We start from the raw sequence: 24320 nt of genomic DNA, 5'->3' as shown, positions 1-24320 counted from the left end.
GCCTCAGAATATTCTTTTTGGGGCTTTTATATAAAATATAAATCCTACGAGGATTGGCATTACCATTAATATTCTTTCAATTAAAGTAAATCTTGCGACCTCAAAATCAAATAAATCGGGTTGATTTATTGCCAAAAAAAACATTACCAAGGTTGAAATTATTATTAATGAAACAGGAAATTGTTTAGGTTGATCTGTATTATTTTTAAATTTCAAGTTCAAGATCCAATATCCCAAAAACATCGTCATATAAGGAAAAGCCCAAATTCTATAGACATCCCAAGCAACAAAATGTAGTAATAATGGTGCTAAAACAGCAATAGTAAATATTAAAAATAAAGGCAACCCTATTCTTTGATATTCTTTATAAACAATAAACAACAAAAACAAAATCGGAATGCTAAAAGCGAAACATTTATGGTAAAGCATTTTTATAAAAAAACCTTTACTTTCTGTTTCTAAATAGTATGTGAACTTTTCAGTGTATGAAGTTGCTACCAGATCTGCAATATCTGTTGTAATAAACGCTAAACCATGAAGGTAATTAAATAAATCTAAATAATTATCCTTTCCATAAATTTCCTGATAGTATGATAAAAAAAACATCATCGCAACAGGAAAAGCCAGAAACAAAAAACTTTTCTTTAGTAATTTTAAATTTAAAACTTCTTTAAAAGAAAATTTTTCATTGGGCATCTCAGCTATAATTATAGCAAAAAGAGAAATAGGAATTGTCAAGAAAAAAGTTATTTCATGAATTAACAAACTTATACAAACCAATATTGATGAAAGAAAAATCAGATTTCTTCTTATTAAATAAATGATCAATATGGTAAATAAAAAAATAATATGATCAAAATACCCAATAATATGGGCACTTAAAACAATATATTGGGAAAGAAAGAAAATCAAATAAAATGTTACCCGATAGATATTCCGCGAAGAATCATTCGTCTGCTTTAAGACAATAAAATATACACAGCTATAAAGAATCAATAGTATTACTGCTGAAACCAACAGAATACTAAATTCATTTTTTTCGAAAAAGAAACCAAATATTTGTCCTGCAAGACCTCTCTTAATAAATCCGAATCGATAATCAAGCATCCAATGTGCCTCAGACCAATCATTCGGAAATCGAATAGTTTTTAGAACACTAAAAATCAGTGCATAAAAATATAATAAAGCAAGCAGAACCTTCCCTTTCATAGACTATATCGTCATTGAGAAAATTCTTGTCTCCGGTTTATTCCTCATCATTCTAAGATCAAATACCATCGCTACATTTCTCGTAAAGGCTCTTCCTTTTTCGGTAATCTTAATTTGATTATCATGAATTTCAACCAACTCATCTTTCTCCATTTCTTTCAGCATTTCGAATGCATTTTCCAGCTCAGGGAAAGAATTCTGAACATCAAAAGTGGTTTCAAGCTGACACATTAAATTCAAAATATGTCTTCTTACAATCAGATCTTCTTCATTTAAGATATGGCCTTTTACTACAGGAATTTCACCTTCTTCAACCATCTTTTGATACTCTTCCACTGTTTTTACATTCTGAGCAAAAGCATACCAAGAATCGGAAATAGAAGACATCCCAAGACCAACCATTAATTGAGTGTTGCTCGAAGTATATCCCATAAAGTTTCTGTGAAGCTTTTTCTGAATTAATGATTGATACAAATCATCATGTTCCAAAGAAAAATGATCCATTCCCACCTCAATATATCCTAAATCTTCCAACAACTTTTTACCATCTTCATATAAACGGCGTTTCTCTTCTCCGCTTGGCAAATCATTTTCATCAAAACCTCTTTGCCCAACTCCTTTCACCCATGGAACGTGTGCGTAAGAATAGAAAGCAAGCCTGTCTGGTTTCAATTCCATTGTTTTACGAATCGTGTATTCCATTGCTTCCCAACTTTGGTGCGGAAGTCCGAAAACCAAATCGTGACTAATTCCTCTGTAGCCAATTTCTTTAGCCCATTCCGTCACATTTTTTACATTTTCAAAAGGCTGAATTCTATTGATCGCTTTCTGCACTTTAGGATCATAATCCTGAACGCCAAAACTCACTCTTCTAAACCCTAAATCATACAACGTTTGAAGATGATCTTTAGTTGTATTATTTGGATGGCCTTCGAAAGAAAACTCAGGATGTTCTGCAATCTCAACACTTTCAAAAATACCTTCCAATAAGGTTCTTAGATTTTTAGGCGAGAAAAAAGTAGGAGTTCCTCCACCTAAATGAAGTTCTTTTAATTTCGGTTTTTCATTAAAAAGATCCAGATACAATTTCCATTCTTTTAAAACACTTTCCAAATATGGTGTTTCAACGCTATGTTGTTTTGTAATACGCTTATGACACGCACAAAATGTACACAATGCTTCACAGAAAGGCAAATGGATGTAAATAGAAATTCCTTCCTCTGCATTACTTTCCTTAAATGACCTTATAACGCTCTCCTTCCATTTTTCAGGTGAAAAAGTACTCTCGTCCCAATAAGGAACGGTAGGATAAGATGTATAACGAGGTCCCGGAATATTATATTTGTCTATTAAAGAATTCATTGAAAATGTAAATTTTAAAAATGGAACTCCAAAAGGAATTTCATATTGCAAAATTAAATATAACTTATGAATTTTAAATCATGAATTATATTAGGGTTTCTATTTGAAATTTATAATGAGTCTAAATACCATTTCTGGAAACTTTCATTTAAAATAATTATAACTAACACTAAAACAATACAATAAGTCATTTTTAGATTGTATTTTTTCTTGTAGTGGATAATTGCAACATTTTTATCATTCCTGAAAAATTTTCGCAAGTATATGAGAGTAAATCCCCTATTAGTCGACATTCATATAATTAATTCCTTCCCGGATCTTACTTTTTATTTATGATAATAGGAAGGTCATTGATTAATAATGTCACGATGATTTGATTCATCAATACTTTATCTTAACTAAAATTTTAATTTTAACAAAGAAATCTTATCCTTTCCAGCTAAAACGACCGTATTTGCATCTACCCATTGGCAGACAAAAAACCCTTTCTCCTCGGAAATTTTCTTCCAAGTTTTCCCAAAGTCTGAAGAATAGCTGATGTGTTGATCACCAACTGAAATAAGTTCTCTTCCTTTAGAGCTTGGTTTAATCTTCACACAAGTCGTGTAACCTGCATTTTTTCCGGAAGCCTGAATCTGCCATGTTTCTCCACCATCATTTGTTGTGGCAATATTGTTAACGTTAGCATCTTGTTTGGTATAATCTCCACCAACCGCAACTCCGAATTTATCATTAGCAAAATCTATTGAATACATTCCCTGAGAAGATTCTCCTTGGATAAATGGTGTATTAAATATCTCAAATTTTTCATCTTTAAAACTTAATCTTAAAATTCGCGAAGCTTTTCCACCTGTTGCAATCCATAAATAATTTTGAGTTGAAGCAATATTAGTATTACTGGCTGCAAATGCGGCTTCACCTTGATTGAGTTTCACTTTATTCTCAAAAAAACGCCATTGCCCATTTTTATACATCATCAACTTCAATCTATTATCATCCGTATCACTGAATGTAAAAGCCAGTTTTTCATTTACAAAGTGAAGGGCATCATAAAATGCAGTTTTTACCGTGTCTGTATGCACAATCTTGTAGGTCAAATCTTTCTTATCAATCTTAAAAAAGTAAGCCGGACTTTCAATATTAATGGCAAAAAAAGATTCTTTATTTTGAGCCAATGTTCTAAACTGAAGCTTCTTTTCAGATAGTTTAATCTGTTTTTGATCCTTAGGATTTTTTAAATCAACAAAACCAAACTTTGAATCTGTTCCGCTATACCAGACTTTTCCATCATAAAGTTCTAGTGCGCGAATGCTTATTTTATCATTTAAAATGGTTGTAAGACTTTCTACTTGTTGAGAAAATGAGAATATCCCTAACAAGGAAAATAAAAATAGTAAAAGCTTTTTCATAGAGGCAAAAATAAAAATAACCCGCAAAAGCGGGTTATATATTAATCATTATTTTATCATATTATTCATTGTCCTGATATTTTTCAGGATTGTTTAGTTTACCATTAGATCTTCCGTACAATACATACACCAATCCTCCCAATAATAACCAAATACCAGAAAGCTCCAACGCATGAGTACTTAAGTTTAATATTAAGTATACATTGATAATAACTCCTAGCGCAACAATTATTTTATAAGCCGGAACCTTGAAAGGTCTTGCCAAATTAGGTTCTCTTTTTCTCATTACCCAAACTGCAATACAAACTAGGGTAAACGCAAACAGAGTTCCAAAGCTCGTCATATCTGCCAATGTAGAAATAGGCGTCAATGCAGCAATAAAAGCAACTACAACTCCCAACAAAATAATTCCTTTATAAGGCGTTTTTGTTTTTGGATGAAGATCACCAAAGAATTTAGGAATCAATCCATCTTTTGCCATTCCAATAAAAATTCTAGACTGTCCCATCATCATTACCATTACTACAGAAATCAATCCTACAGTAGCAGCAATCGTCACAATATTACTCGCCCAATGTTTTCCTGCAATCTCAAAAGCATACGCTACCGGAGCTTTAATAGCATCTGGAAACTTTCCTTCAGGATTAAAATCAGAATAGTGAATCATTCCTGTTAACACAAGTGATACACAAATATATAAAGCTGTACATACTAATAGTGAAGTGATAATAGCAAACGGTACGTCTTTTTTAGGATTAATAGCTTCACCTGCCTGAGTAGAAACAGCATCGAAACCGATATAAGCAAAAAAGATTGCCGCTGCTCCTGAAATAATTCCCTTAACTCCATATGCGGAGACCATCTCCCCTTCAGAATTTTTAATCATTGTCTGATCTGGGATAAAGGGTTTCCAGTTTTTAACCCCATCAGCAGCAGTATAAAGATCTGAGCTAGAAAAAATAATATAAGCTCCTGCTATAATTACAAACACAACTGCACAAGTCTTCATAACAACAATAAGGTTATTGGCACTTGCTGCTTCCTTAGTCCCTTTCACCAACAATGCGGTAATTAGTAAAACAAGAATAAATGCAGGTAAGTTCATCGAAAACCCTTCTCCTGTATAACTTGCAGGATCTGATGTGAGATAAGAAGGTAAATGAATTCCAAAGATTTTTAAAAATTTGGTAAAATATCCGGACCAGCTGACCGAAACAGCCATACTCGCCATGGCATACTCTAAAATAAGGCACCAGCCCATTGCCCATGCAAAAATTTCACCTACTGTTCCATACGCATAAGCATATGCAGAACCTTCAACAGGAATAATAGAAGCAAACTCTGCGTAACACAATGCTGCAAAAATACAAGCAATACCTGCTACAATAAAAGAAATAGCAAGTGCCGGGCCCGCATGATAATAAGCTCCGGTTCCGGTAAGAACAAATATTCCACCTCCAATGATAGCCCCAACTCCTATTGCCGTCAAGCTCCATTTACCAAGAACTTTTTTCAGCTCACTTTTTCGCATATCAGCCTCATAGGCACTCAGTGGCTTTTTAACCCAAATTTTAGACATATTTTACTATTTATTAAGATTTACGAAAATATAAAAAAAATAAGGAACCTCAACGTTTATTGATAAACTTTCGTCATTAAGATTAAATTTAGAAACATAAAAAACTGATTTTCATATAATCCAAATCATTTTTCATAAATTCTTATTTTTTGCTTATTTTTGGACGCATGAATTTATACGATCTTTTCGTAAAACCGTATGAGAGCTATACAGATTTACAAATTCTATTAGAAATAAGCGGAACAATTTTTGGAATTTTAAGTGTTTATTTTTCCATTAAAAAAAATATTTGGGTCTATCCTACCGGAATTATTTCTACTTTAATTTATGTTTATATTCTTTTCAATTTCGGTTTATTCGGAGATTGTATGATTAATGTATATTATACCGCGATGAGTATTTACGGATGGATCTTATGGTCGAAGAATTCAAAGGATCATATTCATGTTGATGTAAGTTGGGCTACAAAAAAAGAATGGATCTTTGCAAGTTTTCTTTTTATAATAAGTTTAGTATTCGTTACTATTATATATTATTATAAACCTTATATCGATAATCAATTCTCAATGAAAGGGACAAGCTTAGGTTTGTATCACTTGGATTGGGCTAATTGGCTGGATGTAGTTACTACCTCAATATTCCTAGTTGGAATGTGGTTTATGGCCAAACAACGCATTGAAAACTGGATATTTTGGATCGTTGGAGATTTTATTTGCATGCCAATGATGATTTTTAAGGGTCTAGGTATCACTTCGGTTCAATATTTGGTATTTACTATAATGGCGATCTTAGGATACGTCAGTTGGAAAAAAAGTTTTAAAGAAAAAAGTATCATAAAGTCATGAAAAATTTATTAAAAATAACGTTCAGTATTTTCGTTATAACAAGTTTAACATCTTGTCTTGCTTATTCAGACGGATATGCAAATAATGGCTACGGAGACCCATATTACAACAATGGTAATTATTATGCTCCACAAGGCTATTATGGCGGTGGCGGATATTATGGTAATGACGGATATTATTACAGAAATGATATCAATTACTATTATGATGGTGGTGTACCTTATTATTACGGAAATAACAGAAGAAAAGTGTACGTAGAAAGAAGAAATACAACTACTACACAAAGACCTAATAATGGATTCAGAGGCAATCCTACAGGAAGTAACGGAAACGGATTTAGAAACAATAACGGAAGTTACAACAGCAATAATAACGGTGGAGGCTTCAGAAATTCTAACTCTGGAAGTAACCAAAACAATAGCGGAGGTTTCAGAAACAATACCCCACCCGCATCTAACAATAGCGGAGGATTTAGAAATCAGCAACAAACCTCACCTGCACCACAAAATAACAATAGTGGATTCAGAAATGACAGTAATGGAGGCGGATTCAGAAACAGCTCTGGTTCACAGAACAGTAGTCCTCAGCCAAGCACCCCTCCTGCTAGAGAATCAAACAGCAGTGGCGGATTTAGATAAAACAATTATAAATAAGAAAACGGACAGCTAACACTGTTCGTTTTTCATTTTAAATATACTAATTTTGCATGTTTATTTTTACACAAAGAAAGCTATGGAATTTTATAAATATCAAGGAACAGGAAATGATTTTGTAATGATTGATAATCGTGATCTACAGTTTCCTAAAGATCAAAAAACTATTGAAAAACTATGTGACAGACGTTTCGGAATTGGAGCTGATGGTCTTATTTTATTAGAAAACGAAGACGGTTTCAATTTTAAAATGGTATACTACAATTCTGACGGTGGAGAAAGCACCATGTGTGGAAACGGCGGGAGATGCTTGGTAGCTTTTGCTTTTTTTCTTGATATTTTTGAAGACAAATGTAAATTCATTGCCATTGATGGAGAACATGAAGCAGAAATACACAATGGAATTATTAAACTAAAAATGATTGACGTAAAAACTGTTTCCAATGACGGAGAAGATACCGTGATGAATACAGGTTCACCTCATTATGTAAAATATGTTGAAGATCTAGTGAATTACAATGTTTTTGCAGAAGGAAATGGCATCAGAAATTCTGAAAATTACAAAGAAAAAGGGATCAATGTAAATTTTGTTGAAAAAATTACGGATAATGAAATATTCGTAAGAACCTATGAACGAGGCGTTGAGGATGAAACTTTCAGTTGCGGAACAGGAGTTACAGCTTCTGCTTTAACTTTTCTACAAAAACACAATCTAATCTCTGTAAAAGTTAAAACTTTAGGAGGAAACCTTAAAGTTTATGCCGAAAAAAATGGAGACTCTTTTCAGAACATATGGCTAGAAGGTCCTGCAAAACAGGTTTTCAGAGGAAAAGTAGATCTTATTTAAAAAAACAAAAAACTTTTAATCAATTTTAATAATGAAAAAAGCTATTCTCATTATCATTCTGCTCATTATCGTGGTGGCAGGATTTTTTGGTTTTAGATTTTATACTACATATTACGGAAACAACGTAGAAAAAGAAGGATATCTTTTGATACCCCATAATGCAAGTTTTAAACAGGTATTAGATTCTATTGCGCCGTATATTAAAAATAAGGAATCTTTCGAAGCTGTGGCTAAAGATAAAGATCTTGACAAATCTTTAAAAGCAGGTCGTTACCACATTCAAAATGGAACAGGGAACACCAACTTAGTCAATATGATTAAGGCGGGAAATCAAGCTGAAAATACTTTTAGAATTGGAGATTTTGGAGATGTTTATCAAATGGTTGGTAAAGTAACAAAGAAAACAGAACTTGATTCTTTACAATTTGTGAATGATTTTAATAAGATCGCAACAGAAAAAGGCTATAACAGCGCAGAAGATCTAAAGAAATATTTCTTTATTGATACATACAACTTTTTCTGGACGGTAACACCAAAAGAGTTCTTTACCAAATTTGAAAGTCAATACAACGAATTCTGGAATAGTGAAAGAAAAGCTAAAGAGCAACAATCAGGCTTAACAAGAGAACAAATTTATGCATTAGCTTCTATTGTTTATAAAGAATCTGGAGGCAAGAAGGATGAAATGAAAACAATTGCAGGATTGTATTTAAACCGTTACAGAAAAGGGATGAAACTACAATCTGACCCAACGGTAATTTATGCAATGAATATACAGTCTAATTTTAAAAATCCTATCAAAAGGGTTTTCTATAAATATTTATCAACTCCTTCTCCTTACAATACCTATGCTAATAAAGGAATTCCTCCGGGACCCATTTGTGTGGTAGATAAAAACTCTGTAGATGCTGTTCTCAATGCAGAAAATAACAACTTTATCTTTATGTGTGCAGACCCTTCAAGATTTGGATATCATAAATTTACAGCAAGTGCTGAAGAGCATGCTATCAATGCAAAAGCGTATCAGGATTGGCTGAATTCTAAAAATATAAAATAATAAATAAATTTAACTTTATTTTAACAATCCAACAATTAACATTCAGGTTTAAATAGCGACATATACTTTATAAATAATAAATTAACCTTAATATTTTGAAATTTACCCAATTAACAATTTCACAATATTAAGAAAGATTTTTCACGATTTTACACAAACAATACCTTATGAATCAGACGGAAATTATCAACATTTTCACAAAAAGAACTTTAGGGCTTACTTTTGTGCTTTCGGCAGCAGCGCTCGCCTTTGGACAGGAAAAAGCAGGTATTTCAGGAACGGTGGTTAATAAAAGTAACCAACCTGTACCTTATGCTTCAGTGACTTTCAGTAATAAAGCCAATAAATTATTTAGTGACGCTACCCTTACTGATGAAAAAGGTCAGTATAAGCTAGACCTTACTCCTGGGAATTACGATATTACAATTGAAGCAATCGACTACAAGAAAGTTGTTATCAATAAACAAATTACTTCAGCAGGAAATATCGGCGCCTTATCTATAGAACCAGAAAAAAGTTCTACCAATGTCAAGACTAAAGATATTGAAGGTATTGTACTGACAGCTCCTTCTACAAAACCTTATAAAGTAGAATTAGATAAAAGAACATATGATCCATCGCAGGATATTGTGAGTAAAGGTGGAAATCTTCAGGATGTACTTACTAATGTTCCTTCCGTTTCTGTGGATACTGATGGAACTGTTTCTATGAGAGGAAGTAGCAATGTGAAATTTTTAATCAATGGTAAACCATCTGCCTTATTAGGAATTGATGATGGAGCTAATGCTTTACAAAGTATTCCTGCTGATCAGATCGAGAAAATTGAAGTTATTACCAATCCATCTTCAAAATTTGAAGCTTCTGGTACCGCTGGTATTTTGAACATTATTTTAAAGAAAAGTAAGAAAACAGGTTTTAATGGTAGTGTTATAGGAACTTTAGGATACCTTCCTCAAACCAATCTGAATGCTAATCTTAACTGGAGAAAAGGTAATTTCACGTGGTTTCTAAATGGCGGCGGAGGTTACAGAGAATCAAAAAACACCAGTAGAAATAATGATTATTTCAACAATGCTATATTAAATGATGATTTGGTACAAAGAGATACTAACTCTGAAACTAAAAGTAAAAACAATAACTATAATGCTTCTGCCGGAATAGTATACGACATAAATGAAAAAACATCGGTAAATGCATCTGGTACAGTAAGAACATTTGACAGTGAAAATTTCGGTAAGATTGATTATAGCTACACTCCTTTAAAAAACCCTTTTTATACATCAAACAGAACTACATTCGGTACAAATAACAATCTGGCTTTTCAAGGTGATTTTGGATTAGATCATAAATTTGATGACAAAGGGCAAAATTTATCATTATCATTAAGCTTACAAAGAAGCCGATCATACAATGATACCAATATTGATGATAGCATTAATGATTTGAAAGATTTCATCAATCAAAGTACAATCAACAAATCTGTTATTGGTAAGGTTGATTATGAATTGCCTATTGGTGAAAATTCAAAATTAGAAGCAGGTTACAGAATTGATATCAATACTAATGATTACAGTAATGATGTTCGCGAAAGCACCGCAACAAAACCATTAGACTTCCTTAAGCCATATACTTATGATGCAACTTATAAAGAAACTTTCAACGCTTTCTATTTGCAATTCAAAAGTAAAATCGGAAAATTAGGTTATCAGGTGGGGGTAAGAGATGAATTGTCGAATGTAGACATTAATTATCTAAGTCTTGACCCTAAGAAGAATGCACTTGTAACTACTAAAAATTATAATAATTTATTTCCTAGCGTCTACTTAAGTTATGAATTTGCAAAAGATAATCAACTTCTATTAAACTATACCAGAAGAATAGACCGCCCAAGATCATTCTTTATGATTCCTAACCCTAATTATAGCGATAATCAAAATATCTTTGACGGAAATATAGATCTAAACCCTTCTTATGTTGACTCTTTTGAATTTGGATATAGTATCTCTAAAAAGAAATTCACACTAAACCCTACCTTATACTACAGACATCAAACTGATGATACAAAAATGTTGGTATATAATATCTTAGCCACAGACGACGCTGGAGATATTATTAATCCAAAACGTATAGAATCTCACACAAAACCTATCAACTTGGGTACTGATGATCGTTTCGGTCTAGATTTAAACTTCAACTGGGATGCAACAAGTTGGTTAAAATTCCTAGGAAATGTAGATTTATTTGGATACAATACAAAAGGAAGTACTCTATATGATACTTTTGATAAAGATGGAAATCCTATTCAGGCTGTTGCTGACTTTAATGGTAAAGGTTTCTCAACAAGAGCAAGACTTTCTTCTACGGTTAAAGTTGATAAAACATTTAGCTTCCAAGTACAAGGATTTTACAGAGGAGGTCAAAAAACAGCTTACCAGGACAGAAAAGATATGTATGCTATAAGCTTAGGTGCTTCAAAAACTATCTGGAAAGGAGATGGAACCTTAGCTTTCAATGTTCAGGACATTTTCAATACCAGAGCTATGAGATCTACAACATATACAGCAAATAGTGTAAGAGATTCTTATATGCAGTGGCAACCAAGACAAGTTTCAGTTTCTTTAACCTACAGATTCAAACAAGGAGAAAAAGTAGAACAACCAAAAAGGAAAAAAGACGTCAACGCCAATGCTACAGGTGGAGATGAACAAGGTCCAATGTAAGACAAAATATAATTACAAAAAATCCCGAAAATATTATATTTTCGGGATTTTTTTATTTTTGAGTTTTTGCGATTTCAGCTTCAAAAATTCTTTTTCTTAAATCACTGGAGGAAAACCTATGATCTCTTTTATTATAAAAAATTTCAATGCCTTTGTCTTCGCAGTATTTTTTACCTGTAAAGTCTTTGTCTATATAATCATCACCAATGATTCTTACATCAATCACAAAAGATTTTAGAATATCTTCTAAATCCTGTTCCGTGTAGTAAGGAATAATTTCGTCCACAGCATTTACTGCTTTCAACTGAATATAACGCTCAACAATAGTTTGTGTTGGTTTATTTTTAGTCGGACGATCATGAGATGGGTCAATCTGAAGACCAACGATTAAATAGTCGCAAACTGTTTTTGCTTCTTCTAACATTTTAATGTGACCGGCATGCAGTAAATCAAATGAAGAAAATGTAATGCCTATTCTTTCTGTTTTCATAATGTGTATTTAACATTTCGCTGATTTAAAAATTCTTTTAAAAAGGGATAAGAACCCATAAATTCACAAAAGGTATTATTTTAATTTTAGGTTATTTTTTTAATTTATTATAAGTCTAATTATTTCTTGAGTTCAAATATTTTTGCCACTCCCAAGTGGTTCTTAAGGCTTCTTCCAAACTCGTTTCCGACTTCCAATTAAGCTCTTTTTCTGCTTTATTGGCATTGGCGTAAGCAACCGTAATATCACCTTCTCTCCTATCACAAATTTTGTATGGTACCTCTACATTATTTGCTGTTTCAAAAGCTTTTACAACTTCTAATACAGATGATCCTGTTCCTGTTCCCAAGTTATAGATGTCAATTGTAGATTCTTCAGATTGATTACTTAATAATCTTTTTAAAGCAGCAACGTGCGCTTTCGCCAAATCTACAACATAAATATAGTCACGAACTGCTGTTCCATCTACCGTTGGATAATCATTACCCCAAACACTTAGTTTTTCGCGGATTCCGGCTGCAGTTTGCATCACATAAGGAACTAAGTTATTAGGAACACCAATTGGCAGTTCTCCTAATTTCGAAGATGGGTGCGCTCCAATTGGATTGAAATACCTCAACAAAGAGACTTTTCTATTATATGCTTTTGCAAAATCGATTAAAATTTCCTCTCCCATTTGCTTTGTCTTCCCATAAACACTTTCAGGCATTTTCAAAGGTGTATTTTCGTCAATTGGCATTTCATCTGCCTGTCCATACACTGTACAAGACGAACTGAAAATAAAATTAGACAATCCTCTTGTTTTAAATTCCTGAAGGATATTGATTAGAGAAAACAGATTATTTTCATAATAATCAATAGGCTTTTCCTGGCTTTCTCCAACCGCTTTATAGGCCGCAAAATTGATACACCCCTCAATAGAATATGCATCAAAAACTTGCGTTAAAAGTTCCTTTCTCTTTAAGTCAAAAGGATAAAAAGCAGGTTTTTTACCTGTAATTTCCTCAATATTTTTTAATATAAATTTTTCAGAATTGGATAAATCATCTACAATAACAACTTCAAAATTGTTATTTAAAAGTTCTACAACTGTATGTGAACCTATATATCCAAGACCTCCCGTTACGAGTATTGCCATTTTTTTTGTAATAAATTTTTATTCGTGTTTTCCTATTTCTTCTATTTCGTTTTCAAAATTCTCTTTTTTAATTTTAAATTTATTTACAATTATCAAAACTATAATAAATAACATCAAAAATTTAAACTGATTATAATATAATATTGCATAAAATCCTTTACTTAAAAACCCAAATAGAACATGATAACCTGAGGAAAATATAAACAAAAACAAACCTAAGTTTAAAAATAAAACCGCTTTATCATATTTTTCAACCAAATTAACAAATGCAAAGGAGTTTATTGTAATAGAACAACATATAAATATTAAACTTAATATATTGAAATCTTTAAATAATCCAAAAATAGAAAATACTGATATTATAAAAAATATTAAACTCGTTATTATAGCTAAATAATATACAAGTCTATATTTAAATATTTTTTTTCTCATTTACCCCATAAACTCCAACACAGCATCCGTAATATACTTCAACTGTTCTTCATCTAATTCTGTATGCATTGGAAGCGAAATAACCTGGTCCAACAACTTATCTGTATTCACAAAATCTGCATCGTTACTTTCCTGGAAATACGCTTTTTGTTTTCTCAACGCCACAGGATAATAAATCATAGCAGGAATTTCTTTTTCAGTTAAGAATTTTTGAAGATCATTACGTTTTCCATTTAAAATTCTTAACGTATATTGGTGAAATACGTGAGTAGAATTTTCTGCTCTTTTTGGAGTCAAGATATTTTCATTTCCTGCAAAAGCTTCATCATAATAATCAGCTGCTTTTCTTCTAGACTCATTGTAAGAATCCAAATTAGGAAGTTTTTTTCTTAAAATGGCAGCCTGAATACTGTCTAAACGAGAGTTCACTCCAACCTCATCATGGTAATATCTTTCGTACATTCCGTGGTTAACGATTCCTCTTAAACGATGTGCTAATTCATCATTATTAGTACAAATTGCACCACCATCTCCGTAGCATCCAAGGTTTTTTGAAGGGAAGAACGAAGTTGTTCCTACTGTAGACATTGTTCCTGCCTGCTTTACTGTTCCGTCTGAGAAAGTAAATTCTGCACCAATTGCCTGTGCATTGTCTTCAATCACATATAAATTATGCTCTTCAGCAATTTTTAAAATCTCTTCCATATTCGCACATTGTCCGAAAATATGTACAGGAATGATTGCTTTTGTTTTTGGAGTGATTGCTTTTCTGATTTGCTCTGTTGAAATCGTGAAGGTATCGTAATCTACATCTACCAAAACAGATTTAAGTTTAAGCAAATGAATAACCTCTACAGTAGCTGCAAAAGTAAAATCAGCTGTGATCACCTCATCCCCTTCTTTCAGGTCTAAAGCCATCAAAGCAATCTGTAAAGCATCTGTTCCGTTTGCACAAGGAATCACATGATTTACGTCTAAATAAGACTCCAATTCATTCTGGAAAGACTTTACCTCGGGGCCGTTGATGAAAGCCGCCGAATCCATTACATTTAAAACTGCATTATCTACATCATTCTTTATTTTGTAATACTGACTTTGTAAGTCAACCATCTGAATTCTTTTCATAAATAAATATTTGTGTAAAAATAAGGAATTTAAAATCCTGTCAAAAATTTTATTGATTTTGTTTTATCTTTATACAAAATAAATACATGAAAAAACTTTTACTCTTTTGTATCTTAACGGGTTACTCCACCGTTTTTGCACAAACACAGCTCGTTTTTGTTTATTTTAATGACAAACCGAATAAGGCCGCATTTTACGCCAATCCGTTATCAGAACTAACACAAAAGTCCCTCAACAGACGTACAGCATTAGGTATTTCACTGAATGACCAGGATGCTCCCATTGAACAATCATACATTCAAAACATTCAAAATCTGGGATTTACCGTAACCGATTATTCTAAATGGTTAAATGGTGTTGCTGTAAATGCTACTCCCTCACAAATTACCACACTTCAGTCTCAGCCTTATGTTGGCTCGGTGGAAAGCTTTGCACGAAACTCATCTGGCATTCCTAAAACACCAAACGTTAATAAATGGCCTGAAATAAATTCAACTAGTTCTACCAACAAAACATTAACAACCTTTGATTATGGTTCAGGTTCAGACCAAATTGATCAGATCAATCTAAGGCAACTTCACCTTGCAGGTTATACAGGAACCGGAGTTACGATTGCCGTGATCGACAGTGGGTTTCCGACTGTAGATACAGGCTCAGCTTATGCACGGTTATGGACCAATAATCAAATAAAAGGCGGTTATGATTTTGCGGCAAAAAGTACCGATATTTATAACCCTTCCCTGAATGCTCATGGTACTGTAGTTTTAGGAGCTATTGGAGGATTTATCGAAAATACTTTTGTAGGCTCTGCACCCGATGCCAATTTTTATTTATACCGAAGTGAAAATGCAACCGTTGAAATTCCTGAAGAGGAAATCTATTGGATAGAAGCTGCTGAAGAGGCAGACAGAAAAGGTGTTGATCTTATTACAACTTCATTAGGATACAATACGTTTGATGATTCAAGATACAATTATACTTATGCCAATATGAACGGAACCACTTCTTTCATCGCAAGAGGTTCTGAAATTGCCGTTAACAAAGGAATTTTCCTTCTTGCTTCTGTGGGAAACTCCGGACAACAAGCATGGCATTATATCACAACGCCTGCTGATAATACTAAAGTTTTCACGATTGGATCGGTTGATTCTGCCGGAGCTTCTTCCGGGTTTTCATCGTATGGTCCCAATTCTGTTGGCGCTGTAAAACCTGATGGAAGCACAAGAGGAAGTGGAGCTTTTACTGTTAATAATAATTCTACAACTACAGTTTCCGGGACTTCCATTGCAACGCCAATTGCTGCAGGAGGAGTTGCCTGTTTACTTCAGGCTTTTCCTACAATGGGAAGGGATCAAATGAGAAGCAAATTAAAACAAACCGCTTCCCTATCTCCCAACCACACCGATCAAATGGGATATGGAATTTTAAATTTTGGAAGCTTCTATAATGGAACACTAAATACTTCCGAAATTGTAAAACAAAAACAAGTTGCTATTTTCCCAAATCCTGTAAAAAGCATCTTGAATATAGCTTCAGAAAGCAATGTTCTTTCATTGGAAGTCTATGATAATTTAGGAAGATGGGTTACTAAAAACAACAATCAAAAATCTATCAAAGTAGAAGATTTCCCAAAAGGAACCTATTATCTGAAAATTCAGACGAAAGATAAAATGTATTATGAAAAATTCATAAAAGAATAAATTAAAAAAAAGCTGCCTAACTCATTAAGCAGCTCTTTTTTATTGATTAAAATGTTTTAAAATCCAATTCAGGCATTCTTTAGAATCTATGATAATCCAAGAGTGAGGATGAATCTTATTTTTTATTTTGTAAAGAAATATTATTTAATTAAAAGCTTGCTGCCTGAAATTATTACTACTAAACATTTAGTTTACAGAGATTAATAACAAAAAAAGCCTCTCGAATGGAGAGGCTTATATTTTAAATAGAACTGTCTAATTCATCAAAATCTTTAATTTCAGAAAGCATGATAGGCTTTTGCACTTTAATTGTACTCCATTTTTCTTCAAACACTTCATCTCCGCTTTCTGCATCGTTATTCATATTTGTTTTATCCTGCCTTTTCATTGTTAAATAATTAATACTGGTTTCGTTGTTAACTCGTGGTCCTGTATTATCACTTGAATCATAACCAATAAGCTGAAAATCGGAATCTTTTAATCTAAACGTATATTTCCAATATCCATACCTGCCATGAGCATAATGAACAAATAAATTACCCTTTTCCTCATACACCATCAATTCAGGAGCATAATATGCTCCGCCTTCTTCATTTTCAGAAGAGAAGCAAGTGTTATTTTCAGTAATTAATTCATAATCATTGTTTTTAGTTTTAAAAAGAACAATAATTCCTCTACGATTACGATCTAATTTTCCACGACTTTCATCTACAACAAATTTATCTTTATCAGTTCCTTTGATAATTAAAATACAGTCTTTCAGTCCATCTTTATTCAGATCTCCATAAACTTCCTCAAAAAACACAAAGCCTTTTGGGATAAAATCTTTCGGATTTTTCTTTGTTATGCGATCAACCTTTACTACCTCTTCATTTTCAGTTGGATTAGTTGTAGCAATTACATCATTTTTCTCAGAAATGGGTTTAGCTTTTTCTTCTTTTTTACAACTCGACAATGCTAAAAATGTGAACATTGCTATAAGAAAACTCTTTTTCATCACACCTTATTACGCCGAATTCCTACTCGCATTAATATTCCCGAACAACGAACGCGTTACCAATTTTTCATACGCTTCTTTATTGCCTTCTCTTTTTTGAATTTTCATTAAAGCATATTGCTGAATACTTAATAACGGAAGAACAATTTTTTCACGAATTTTCACCGATTTTCTTGATAAAGGATCCTCTTCCTGAAGCATTTTAAAGCCGGTTAATTCCAACATGATATCTTTTGAAAGATTATATTCTTCAAAAAGAACATTCCAGAAAGCTCCGAATTTTGGATTGCTTTTAATGTAATATGTTAAGGGGAAATAAGATTTGTTCATACTCATCATCGAGTTCAAAACTAAAGTTTTAAAGAAGTCTGAACCTTTATATAAATCTCTTACCTCTTCAAATCTTCCTTGCTTTTTCATTTCTTCCATAGCAAATCCGAATCCGAAGAACCCAGGCACATTTTGTTTCAATTGAGACCATGATCCCACAAATGGTATCGCTCTTAGATCCTCAAATCTCAATTCGCTGTCGCCTCCACGTTTTGATGGGCGGCTTCCGATATTTGTCTTACCGTAATATTCCAATGTACTCATTTCCCGCAAATACGGAACGAACATAGGATGTGCCTTTAGATCTGAATATTTTTTATAACTGATATCTGCCAATTCAATAATCAGCTTTCTCTCTTTTCCTGTTAAATCTTTTTTAGAATTCTTGAAAACATCATTTTCAACGCCAGCCGTTAGCAACTGTTCAAAGTTGTATTTTGCCTGTTCTTTATTTCCAAAAATACTTGTGATCGTCTGTCCCTGAATGGTTAATTCGATCTTATTATTCGCAATTGTATTTCCTTGAGAAGCATAGAAATCATGTGTTTTCCCACCACCTCTTGCGGGAGGCCCACCTCTACCATCGAAGAATACTACTTTAATTCCACTTTCTTCAGACAGTTTCGTTAGGGTTTCTTTTGCTTTGTAAATCTCCCAGTTGGCTTTTAAATAACCACCGTCTTTTGTCCCGTCTGAAAAGCCCAACATAATCGTTTGTTGATTTCCTCTTTTCGCCAAATGCTTTTTATAGATAGGATTTTGGTACAATTCATTCATCACATTTTCAGCATTCGCAAGACCTTCCATGGTTTCGAAAAGGGGAACAATATCCATATCAATCTCTTCATCTTTGTACCCGCAAACTTTGAAAAATGCATACACATTCATCACATCTTTTACAGCATCAGAATTAGAGATAATATAACGGTTCATTCCTCTCAATCCGTTCGATTGTTGAATTCCTGTGATTTGAGAAACCGTCAATAAAGTATCTTTTACAATTCCTTCAAAATCATCAGCGTTTACCTTATCTGAAACTTCAATTAATCGTTTAAACTTCGCCTCATTACTCGCCTCCTCTGCACCGTAGACTTTAGCATACACTTCATTAATTACCTGTTGGTGAATTCTACTGTCTTGTCGAATATCCAACGTCGCAAAGTGAGTTCCGAAGATTTTCACACGATCTCTAAAGTTTAGTAAAAGCTCCAAAAACAAAGAATTATGATGTTCTACCAAGATCTTTTCTGCTTCATTGGCTTTTTTCAAAATATCCTCTGTCGTGATCTGTTCATTATTGAAAATAGCACCATATAACTCGTCATTCAACTGCTGTAAAACTTCTGAAACGCCTCTGAAACTTAATCTTCTTCTGATAAATTTTAAGTGACTGTAATACGATTTTAAAATAGCTGAACGAAGTTCTTCTGATACTCTTTTAGTAACATCAGCCGTCACAAAAGGATTTCCATCTCTGTCACCACCCGGCCAGAAACCTAGCTGAATAATATCTTGGTGAAGGTGAAAATGATCACTTCCAAAAGTCTTTCTTATTTTTGTAAATAGCTCACCAATCGTGTCGTAATATACATATCTCAAATACGAAATAATACTTAATGCTTCGTCAATTGGAGTAGGTTTCTGTTTATTAACGAAAGGTGTTTTTCCCAGCTGTTGAAGCAAGGTATCAATATTAGTTACAGAATCTGTTGTAATTGCCGTTCTTAAATCCTGAATAATTCTCTGAACCGAACTCGGATAAAACTGTGTTGGATGCGCTGTGAAAACAACTTTTACGGTAAAGTCTTTTAACTTTTCACGCACTTTCTCCAGTTTATGATCTTGAAGAGAACGCTCAAAAAGATTGGTTACCGTTCCGCTGTCACTTTCTGAATGCAAACTTGGAAAAGCAGCATCTTCGATACTGTCAAACAAAACAACCTGCCTTTCAATATATTGAATAATCTTGAAAAGAAGCTCGGTTTTTTGCTCCTCCGATTGTAGATCCGTATGGCTTTTAAAGAAGTCTTCGACAATCTCTTCAGGAGTCTTTCCCGCTTCGTAGCCGTTCTTACTTTCTTCATACAAAAACGGAAGTAACATCCCGATATTTGTCATTTTATCATAAGGCAAACTCATAAATAACGAGTTGTAGATCTGGAATTTATTTTCCACGATCTGCCTGAATTTTTCTGCGCGTTGGTCGTGTATCATATAACAAATGTAATGGATTTTGGTTTCATTTATTTAAAAGTAATATAAATAATTCTATAAATTTGGGCTCAATTTAATATTAAGGTCCTAATTAAAAAATAAAGCTATCTCAAATGAAAAAAAAATTATCTATTACTTTTTTATTACTATCATTTTTTTCGTTTAGTCAAATTAATAAACTACAAGGATCTTGGATATTAGATAAAATCACATATCAAAATGGTAATCCTTTAGAAGTTAATCAGAAAATGTTTTCATCATTTATGGAGTATGTTTTTATTGGGAATAATTTTAAAATTAACAATCAGATTTTTAAAGCTTCTATTGATTCTAAAACAATTAATACAGATTTTAGAAAAATCAATTACAAATTTCAAGAAGATTATCTGATAACAAATGAAGAAGGTGACGACAAAAATTATTATTTCTTATCTAAAAATTTGTTCTTAAAAAAATATCCTGAATTCCAACCCAAAGAAATTAATTTTGAGAATAATATAGTTTTTATTTCAAATGAAGTAATCAAACCAATATTTAATTATAATGGAGGAACTGACGCTTATTTTATGAAAAACATTCCCAGTTATTCTGAAAATTCAAGTAATAATAATATTTTTAAAGCACAATTTATATTAACAAAGAATAATAAAATTACAGATATCAAAGTAATAAACAGTATTTCAAAAAGTTTTGACAAAGAATTTACAAAATCATTATTATCAGCTGAAAAATATTTCATAAATGATTCAGGGTTAGATTTACTGGTTGAGCAACAATTCAATTTCTTTAAAATGTTCAATAGTTTTATTAATAAGGATGAAAAAAAATTATACAAAATCTCACAGGAAGGAAATAAATATTTTGAAATCAATGACTTTCAAAATGCTGCTAATAGTTATACCGAAATAAATAATTTAAATAGTTCTGTCTTAACAAATGAAAGAATTCGATATATAACAAATGAAATTTATATTAATCTAGGAATATCATATTTAGTTATGAAAGATCAAGAAAAGGCTTGTAAATCATTTAGAAATATTGGGGATGAAACTAACTTTATAGTCAGGAACTATTTATTAATTTTTTGTCACAAATAAAATACTAGACTCTAGAAATCATTATTACCCTTTCATAAAATCAGAAATGGATATCACAGATTATCAGCTTTCACAGGTTTTAAAAATATTTAGGGTTCGTTATAGTAATTCGAGTTTATAATAATTTTGAATACAACACATTAATGATTAATTTTACCTTTAACAGTAATTAATCCGCATCCAATGAAAAAAATATTTTTATTCCTTTTTATGGCTTTTATTTTTACAGCCTGTGGTGACGATTGTTATAATGCTCCTCAAACGATCGCTTTTGAATTCGTTAATGCTAATGATGAAAATCTAATCACAAATGGAACACTTAGTAATTTTTCAGTGAGTGAAGAAAATCAATCGGGAATACAACTTACAAAAACATCAGATAATAAGGTCATTTTAGAAAATGTGGGTGCTTATAATGGTACAAAAAATTATATTTTTAATTCTAATGTTAAAAATTTCAATTTTTCAATTCAATCCTCTGAATTTAAAGGAGGTTGTGATGGTTACCAGATTAATAAATTAACATTTAAAGGAATTGGTATTGATGTAAAAGATGAAAAAGGATACTATAAAATTATATTGGAATAAAAATAGCTCGTATTAAAAAAGTGCCTTATCAGGTGTAACATCTCATTCCATAAAATAATAAGTATGAAAATTATTTTAATCATTTCTTTTTTACTACCAAGTTTATTATTTTCGCAAAAAACAGTTTCTGCGGATTATAAAAAAATCCCCGAAATATTAGATAATACAGATCTCCTATACCCTTTTATCAAGCCTGATAAAAAATATCAATATTGGTCCGTTCTTCGCAACATCGAAGATCCTGATCCTGATAAATCAATCATCTACGAAAGCCAGATGCCCGATTTTATGACACTCAATGATCCTGTTCCGGAAAAAGGTTTCTTTCAGCAATGTACAACAAGTGATTGTTTCTCTTATATTTTAGCCTGTAAAAATAATAAGACTGAATATTTTAATAATGAACAACAATTAAGAGATTTCATAGGATCTGTAGACAATTTACCGGAAGCGCTTCTCATTGCCAAAACTTATGGTTTTACATTTGACTCAACCAATCCATTAGGTGGTTCTTATAAAACGGATGACCAATATATTTCGATGTATATTTCAAAACAGAAAAATGCGACTCAAAAAGAATCGTTTTTAGTGAAGGTTAATAAAAAGACAGGGAAATTAGAAGCGAAAAGTAATGGAATTTACTAATTTAGACTGCATTTGTCATTCTGACGAAGGAAGAATCTAATATGTTTTAATTTTAACCATTAGAGCCTGTGTAAATTTCACTCAGAGATTTATATACACCTAACTTCCAAACACTTTCACCAACAAAACTCAATAGATCATGTTTGAAATTATTTTTTGATTAAAAACATTAACGCAAAGTTGATGAATAATTTTGCTTTATTTTAAGTGGGCAAAGTGATGCGACTTCGTCACTGATGAAGCTGTATGCATATCCATACGCTTCGACGAATCAACTTTGTTGATTCTATCCTTTGCTCCCTGAAAATAGGCATAATGAAGCTAAAGCTTTGCGTTAGAGAAACACGTCATCAGTACATTATCTTTTTTAATCAAAAAATCCTTAATAAATATGATTTAGATAAAGATTTGAAGGGTATACAAAAAATCAAATTTAGAAATTTAAACAGATTCTAAGCTTGGATGAAGTAATTAAGAATATTAAGTTGAGATTCTTCACTATACTTCGTTTCGTTCTGAATGACCGTGCATATTATTGATTACACGTTATTGATTAATAAATACATCAAATTTCGATAGTTTAAATTAAATATAATCATACGAATTTTAAACCTTTCTTAACTCAGTTTTTACTTTGCATTGCGTAAATTTGATTTACAAAAAATTTAAGAACAATGCTTAATTTCGAATTTAAGAATCCAACAAAAATACTTTTCGGGAAAGGTGAGATCGCTAAAATCTCAAAAGAAATCCCTCAAGATGCTAAAATATTAATGATCTACGGTGGCGGAAGCATCAAAAGTAATGGTGTTTACGACCAAGTAAAAGAAGCTTTAAAAGCTCATGATGTACATGAATTCGGTGGAGTTCCTGCCAATCCTGAATATGAAGTTTTAATAGAGGCTTTAAAAGTAATCAAAGAAAAAAAAATCACCTATCTTCTGGCTGTTGGTGGTGGTTCTGTGATTGACGGAACAAAATTCCTCTCTGCTGCTGCCAATTATGAAGGAGAGCCTTGGGAAATTTTGACAAAACCTGTTAGAACTTTTGAAGGAGAAGGAATGCCTTTCGGTTCTATTTTAACCTTACCTGCAACAGGTTCTGAAATGAATTCAGGATATGTGATTTCAAGAAGAGAAACGAACGAAAAATTATCTTCAGGAGGCCCCGGACTTTTCCCTGAATTCTCTGTTTTAGACCCGGAAGTGGTAAGATCTATTCCCAAAAGACAAATCGTTAACGGATTAACAGATGCTTACACTCATGTTTTAGAACAATCCATGACAGCTCCATCTTCTGCTGATTTACAGGAAAGAATTGCAGAAAGCATTCTGATCAGTTTACAGGAAACTGCCCCAAAAGTTTTAGCAGAAAATTTCGATTATGATGCTGCAGGAAACTTTATGTGGTGCTGTACAATGGCATTGAACGGTTTAATTCAGAAAGGAGTGATTACAGACTGGGCAGTTCATGCTATGGGACACGAATTAACCGCTTATTACGGAATTGATCACGCAAGAACATTAGCCGTGATTGCACCATCTCATTACCGTTATAATTTTGATTCCAAAAAAGGAAAGTTAGCGCAATATGCAGAAAGAGTTTGGGGAATCACAGAAGGAACTCTTGAAGAAAAAGCTGAATTAGGAATTAAAAAACTGGAAGAATTTTTCCATAGCTTAGATATTAAAACTAAACTTTCAGAATATACAGAAGACTATAAAGGGACTGCCGAAAGAGTAGAAAAAGCCTTTACAGAAAGAAAATGGGTTGGCTTAGGTGAACATAAAAAACTGACACCTCAGGATGCCTACAAGATTGTAGAAATGAGTTATTAAAATCAAGGGCTTAGATAAATAGGAATTAGGTTTTAGTTTTTAATA

At 32.4% G+C, this 24320-nt stretch carries 20 protein-coding genes; 10 read left to right on the top strand and 10 right to left on the bottom strand.

Annotated elements, in window-relative coordinates; translation table 11 throughout:
- Positions 1-3: 3 nt before the first annotated feature.
- The 4 genes from BUB80_RS23335 to BUB80_RS02010 form a co-directional block, all read right to left on the bottom strand.
- On the bottom strand, positions 4-696 hold the full coding sequence (locus tag BUB80_RS23335) for a hypothetical protein (RefSeq protein WP_139262485.1): 693 nt from the start codon (positions 694-696) through the stop codon (positions 4-6).
- Between the two features lie 516 nt (positions 697-1212).
- Positions 1213-2571 carry an oxygen-independent coproporphyrinogen III oxidase gene (hemN, locus tag BUB80_RS02020; protein ID WP_073290533.1) on the bottom strand — a complete coding sequence of 453 codons (1359 nt, stop codon included), beginning with the start codon at positions 2569-2571 and terminating at the stop codon, positions 1213-1215.
- 398 nt (positions 2572-2969) lie between these two features.
- Entirely contained in the window at positions 2970-3980 is a 1011-nt protein-coding gene (locus BUB80_RS02015) for a WD40/YVTN/BNR-like repeat-containing protein (protein ID WP_073290436.1), read from the bottom strand.
- 61 nt (positions 3981-4041) lie between these two features.
- A complete protein-coding gene (locus tag BUB80_RS02010) occupies positions 4042-5559 on the bottom strand; it encodes an amino acid permease (RefSeq protein WP_073290434.1) in 1518 nt (505 codons plus the stop codon).
- Positions 5560-5726: 167 nt separating this feature from the next.
- Between BUB80_RS02010 and pnuC the strand changes: the two genes are divergently transcribed.
- The 5 genes from pnuC (at position 5727) to BUB80_RS01985 (ending at position 11681) form a co-directional block, all read left to right on the top strand.
- Positions 5727-6404, top strand: a complete 678-nt coding sequence (gene pnuC / locus BUB80_RS02005; RefSeq protein WP_073290432.1) for a nicotinamide riboside transporter PnuC — start codon at positions 5727-5729, stop codon at positions 6402-6404.
- The gene (locus BUB80_RS02000; RefSeq protein ID WP_073290430.1) at positions 6401-7042 is read left to right on the top strand and encodes a hypothetical protein; all 642 of its coding nucleotides are present in this window, start codon (positions 6401-6403) and stop codon (positions 7040-7042) included. The genes pnuC and BUB80_RS02000 overlap by 4 nt, the downstream gene beginning before the upstream one ends.
- A 94-nt stretch (positions 7043-7136) precedes the next feature.
- The gene (gene dapF, locus BUB80_RS01995) at positions 7137-7904 is read left to right on the top strand and encodes a diaminopimelate epimerase (protein ID WP_073290428.1); all 768 of its coding nucleotides are present in this window, start codon (positions 7137-7139) and stop codon (positions 7902-7904) included.
- 31 nt (positions 7905-7935) lie between these two features.
- Positions 7936-8961 (top strand): endolytic transglycosylase MltG, encoded by a 1026-nt coding sequence (gene mltG, locus BUB80_RS01990; protein ID WP_073290426.1) that lies wholly within the window; start codon positions 7936-7938, stop codon positions 8959-8961.
- A 167-nt stretch (positions 8962-9128) separates the two neighbouring features.
- Positions 9129-11681: a TonB-dependent receptor domain-containing protein gene (locus tag BUB80_RS01985; RefSeq protein WP_073290424.1), complete on the top strand. Its 2553-nt coding sequence runs from the start codon at positions 9129-9131 to the stop codon at positions 11679-11681.
- A 52-nt stretch (positions 11682-11733) separates the two neighbouring features.
- Here BUB80_RS01985 and BUB80_RS01980 read toward each other — a convergent pair whose 3' ends face one another.
- The 4 genes from BUB80_RS01980 to BUB80_RS01965 form a co-directional block, all read right to left on the bottom strand.
- Positions 11734-12171, bottom strand: a complete 438-nt coding sequence (locus BUB80_RS01980) for an adenylyltransferase/cytidyltransferase family protein (RefSeq protein WP_073290422.1) — start codon at positions 12169-12171, stop codon at positions 11734-11736.
- 115 nt (positions 12172-12286) lie between these two features.
- Positions 12287-13309, bottom strand: coding sequence for a UDP-glucose 4-epimerase GalE (gene galE / locus BUB80_RS01975; protein ID WP_073290420.1), 1023 nt, complete (start codon positions 13307-13309; stop codon positions 12287-12289).
- Between the two features lie 18 nt (positions 13310-13327).
- On the bottom strand, positions 13328-13741 hold the full coding sequence (locus BUB80_RS01970) for a hypothetical protein (protein ID WP_073290419.1): 414 nt from the start codon (positions 13739-13741) through the stop codon (positions 13328-13330).
- Positions 13742-14866 carry a DegT/DnrJ/EryC1/StrS family aminotransferase gene (locus BUB80_RS01965; RefSeq protein ID WP_073290417.1) on the bottom strand — a complete coding sequence of 375 codons (1125 nt, stop codon included), beginning with the start codon at positions 14864-14866 and terminating at the stop codon, positions 13742-13744.
- 86 nt (positions 14867-14952) lie between these two features.
- Between BUB80_RS01965 and BUB80_RS01960 the strand changes: the two genes are divergently transcribed.
- Positions 14953-16566 (top strand): S8/S53 family peptidase, encoded by a 1614-nt coding sequence (locus tag BUB80_RS01960; RefSeq protein ID WP_073290415.1) that lies wholly within the window; start codon positions 14953-14955, stop codon positions 16564-16566.
- 241 nt (positions 16567-16807) lie between these two features.
- Here BUB80_RS01960 and BUB80_RS01955 read toward each other — a convergent pair whose 3' ends face one another.
- Positions 16808-17563, bottom strand: coding sequence for a hypothetical protein (locus BUB80_RS01955; RefSeq protein WP_073290413.1), 756 nt, complete (start codon positions 17561-17563; stop codon positions 16808-16810).
- 9 nt (positions 17564-17572) lie between these two features.
- A complete protein-coding gene (locus BUB80_RS01950; RefSeq protein ID WP_073290411.1) occupies positions 17573-20107 on the bottom strand; it encodes a phosphoenolpyruvate carboxylase in 2535 nt (844 codons plus the stop codon).
- 113 nt (positions 20108-20220) lie between these two features.
- Here BUB80_RS01950 and BUB80_RS01945 point away from each other — a divergent pair, with 113 nt between their 5' ends.
- The 4 genes from BUB80_RS01945 (at position 20221) to BUB80_RS01930 (ending at position 24275) form a co-directional block, all read left to right on the top strand.
- Entirely contained in the window at positions 20221-21204 is a 984-nt protein-coding gene (locus BUB80_RS01945) for a hypothetical protein (RefSeq protein ID WP_073290409.1), read from the top strand.
- A 183-nt stretch (positions 21205-21387) separates the two neighbouring features.
- Positions 21388-21792, top strand: a complete 405-nt coding sequence (locus BUB80_RS01940) for a hypothetical protein (protein ID WP_073290408.1) — start codon at positions 21388-21390, stop codon at positions 21790-21792.
- A 63-nt stretch (positions 21793-21855) separates the two neighbouring features.
- Positions 21856-22437 carry a hypothetical protein gene (locus BUB80_RS01935; protein ID WP_073290406.1) on the top strand — a complete coding sequence of 194 codons (582 nt, stop codon included), beginning with the start codon at positions 21856-21858 and terminating at the stop codon, positions 22435-22437.
- A 674-nt stretch (positions 22438-23111) separates the two neighbouring features.
- Positions 23112-24275 carry an iron-containing alcohol dehydrogenase gene (locus BUB80_RS01930; RefSeq protein ID WP_073290405.1) on the top strand — a complete coding sequence of 388 codons (1164 nt, stop codon included), beginning with the start codon at positions 23112-23114 and terminating at the stop codon, positions 24273-24275.
- Positions 24276-24320 lie beyond the last annotated feature (45 nt).

It is taken from the genome of Chryseobacterium polytrichastri (genome assembly GCF_900142445.1).
GTDB classification, from domain to species: Bacteria; Bacteroidota; Bacteroidia; order Flavobacteriales; family Weeksellaceae; genus Chryseobacterium; species Chryseobacterium polytrichastri.
Note: the sequence above shows the minus strand (reverse complement) of the source record. Positions and strands in the feature narration are given on the sequence as shown.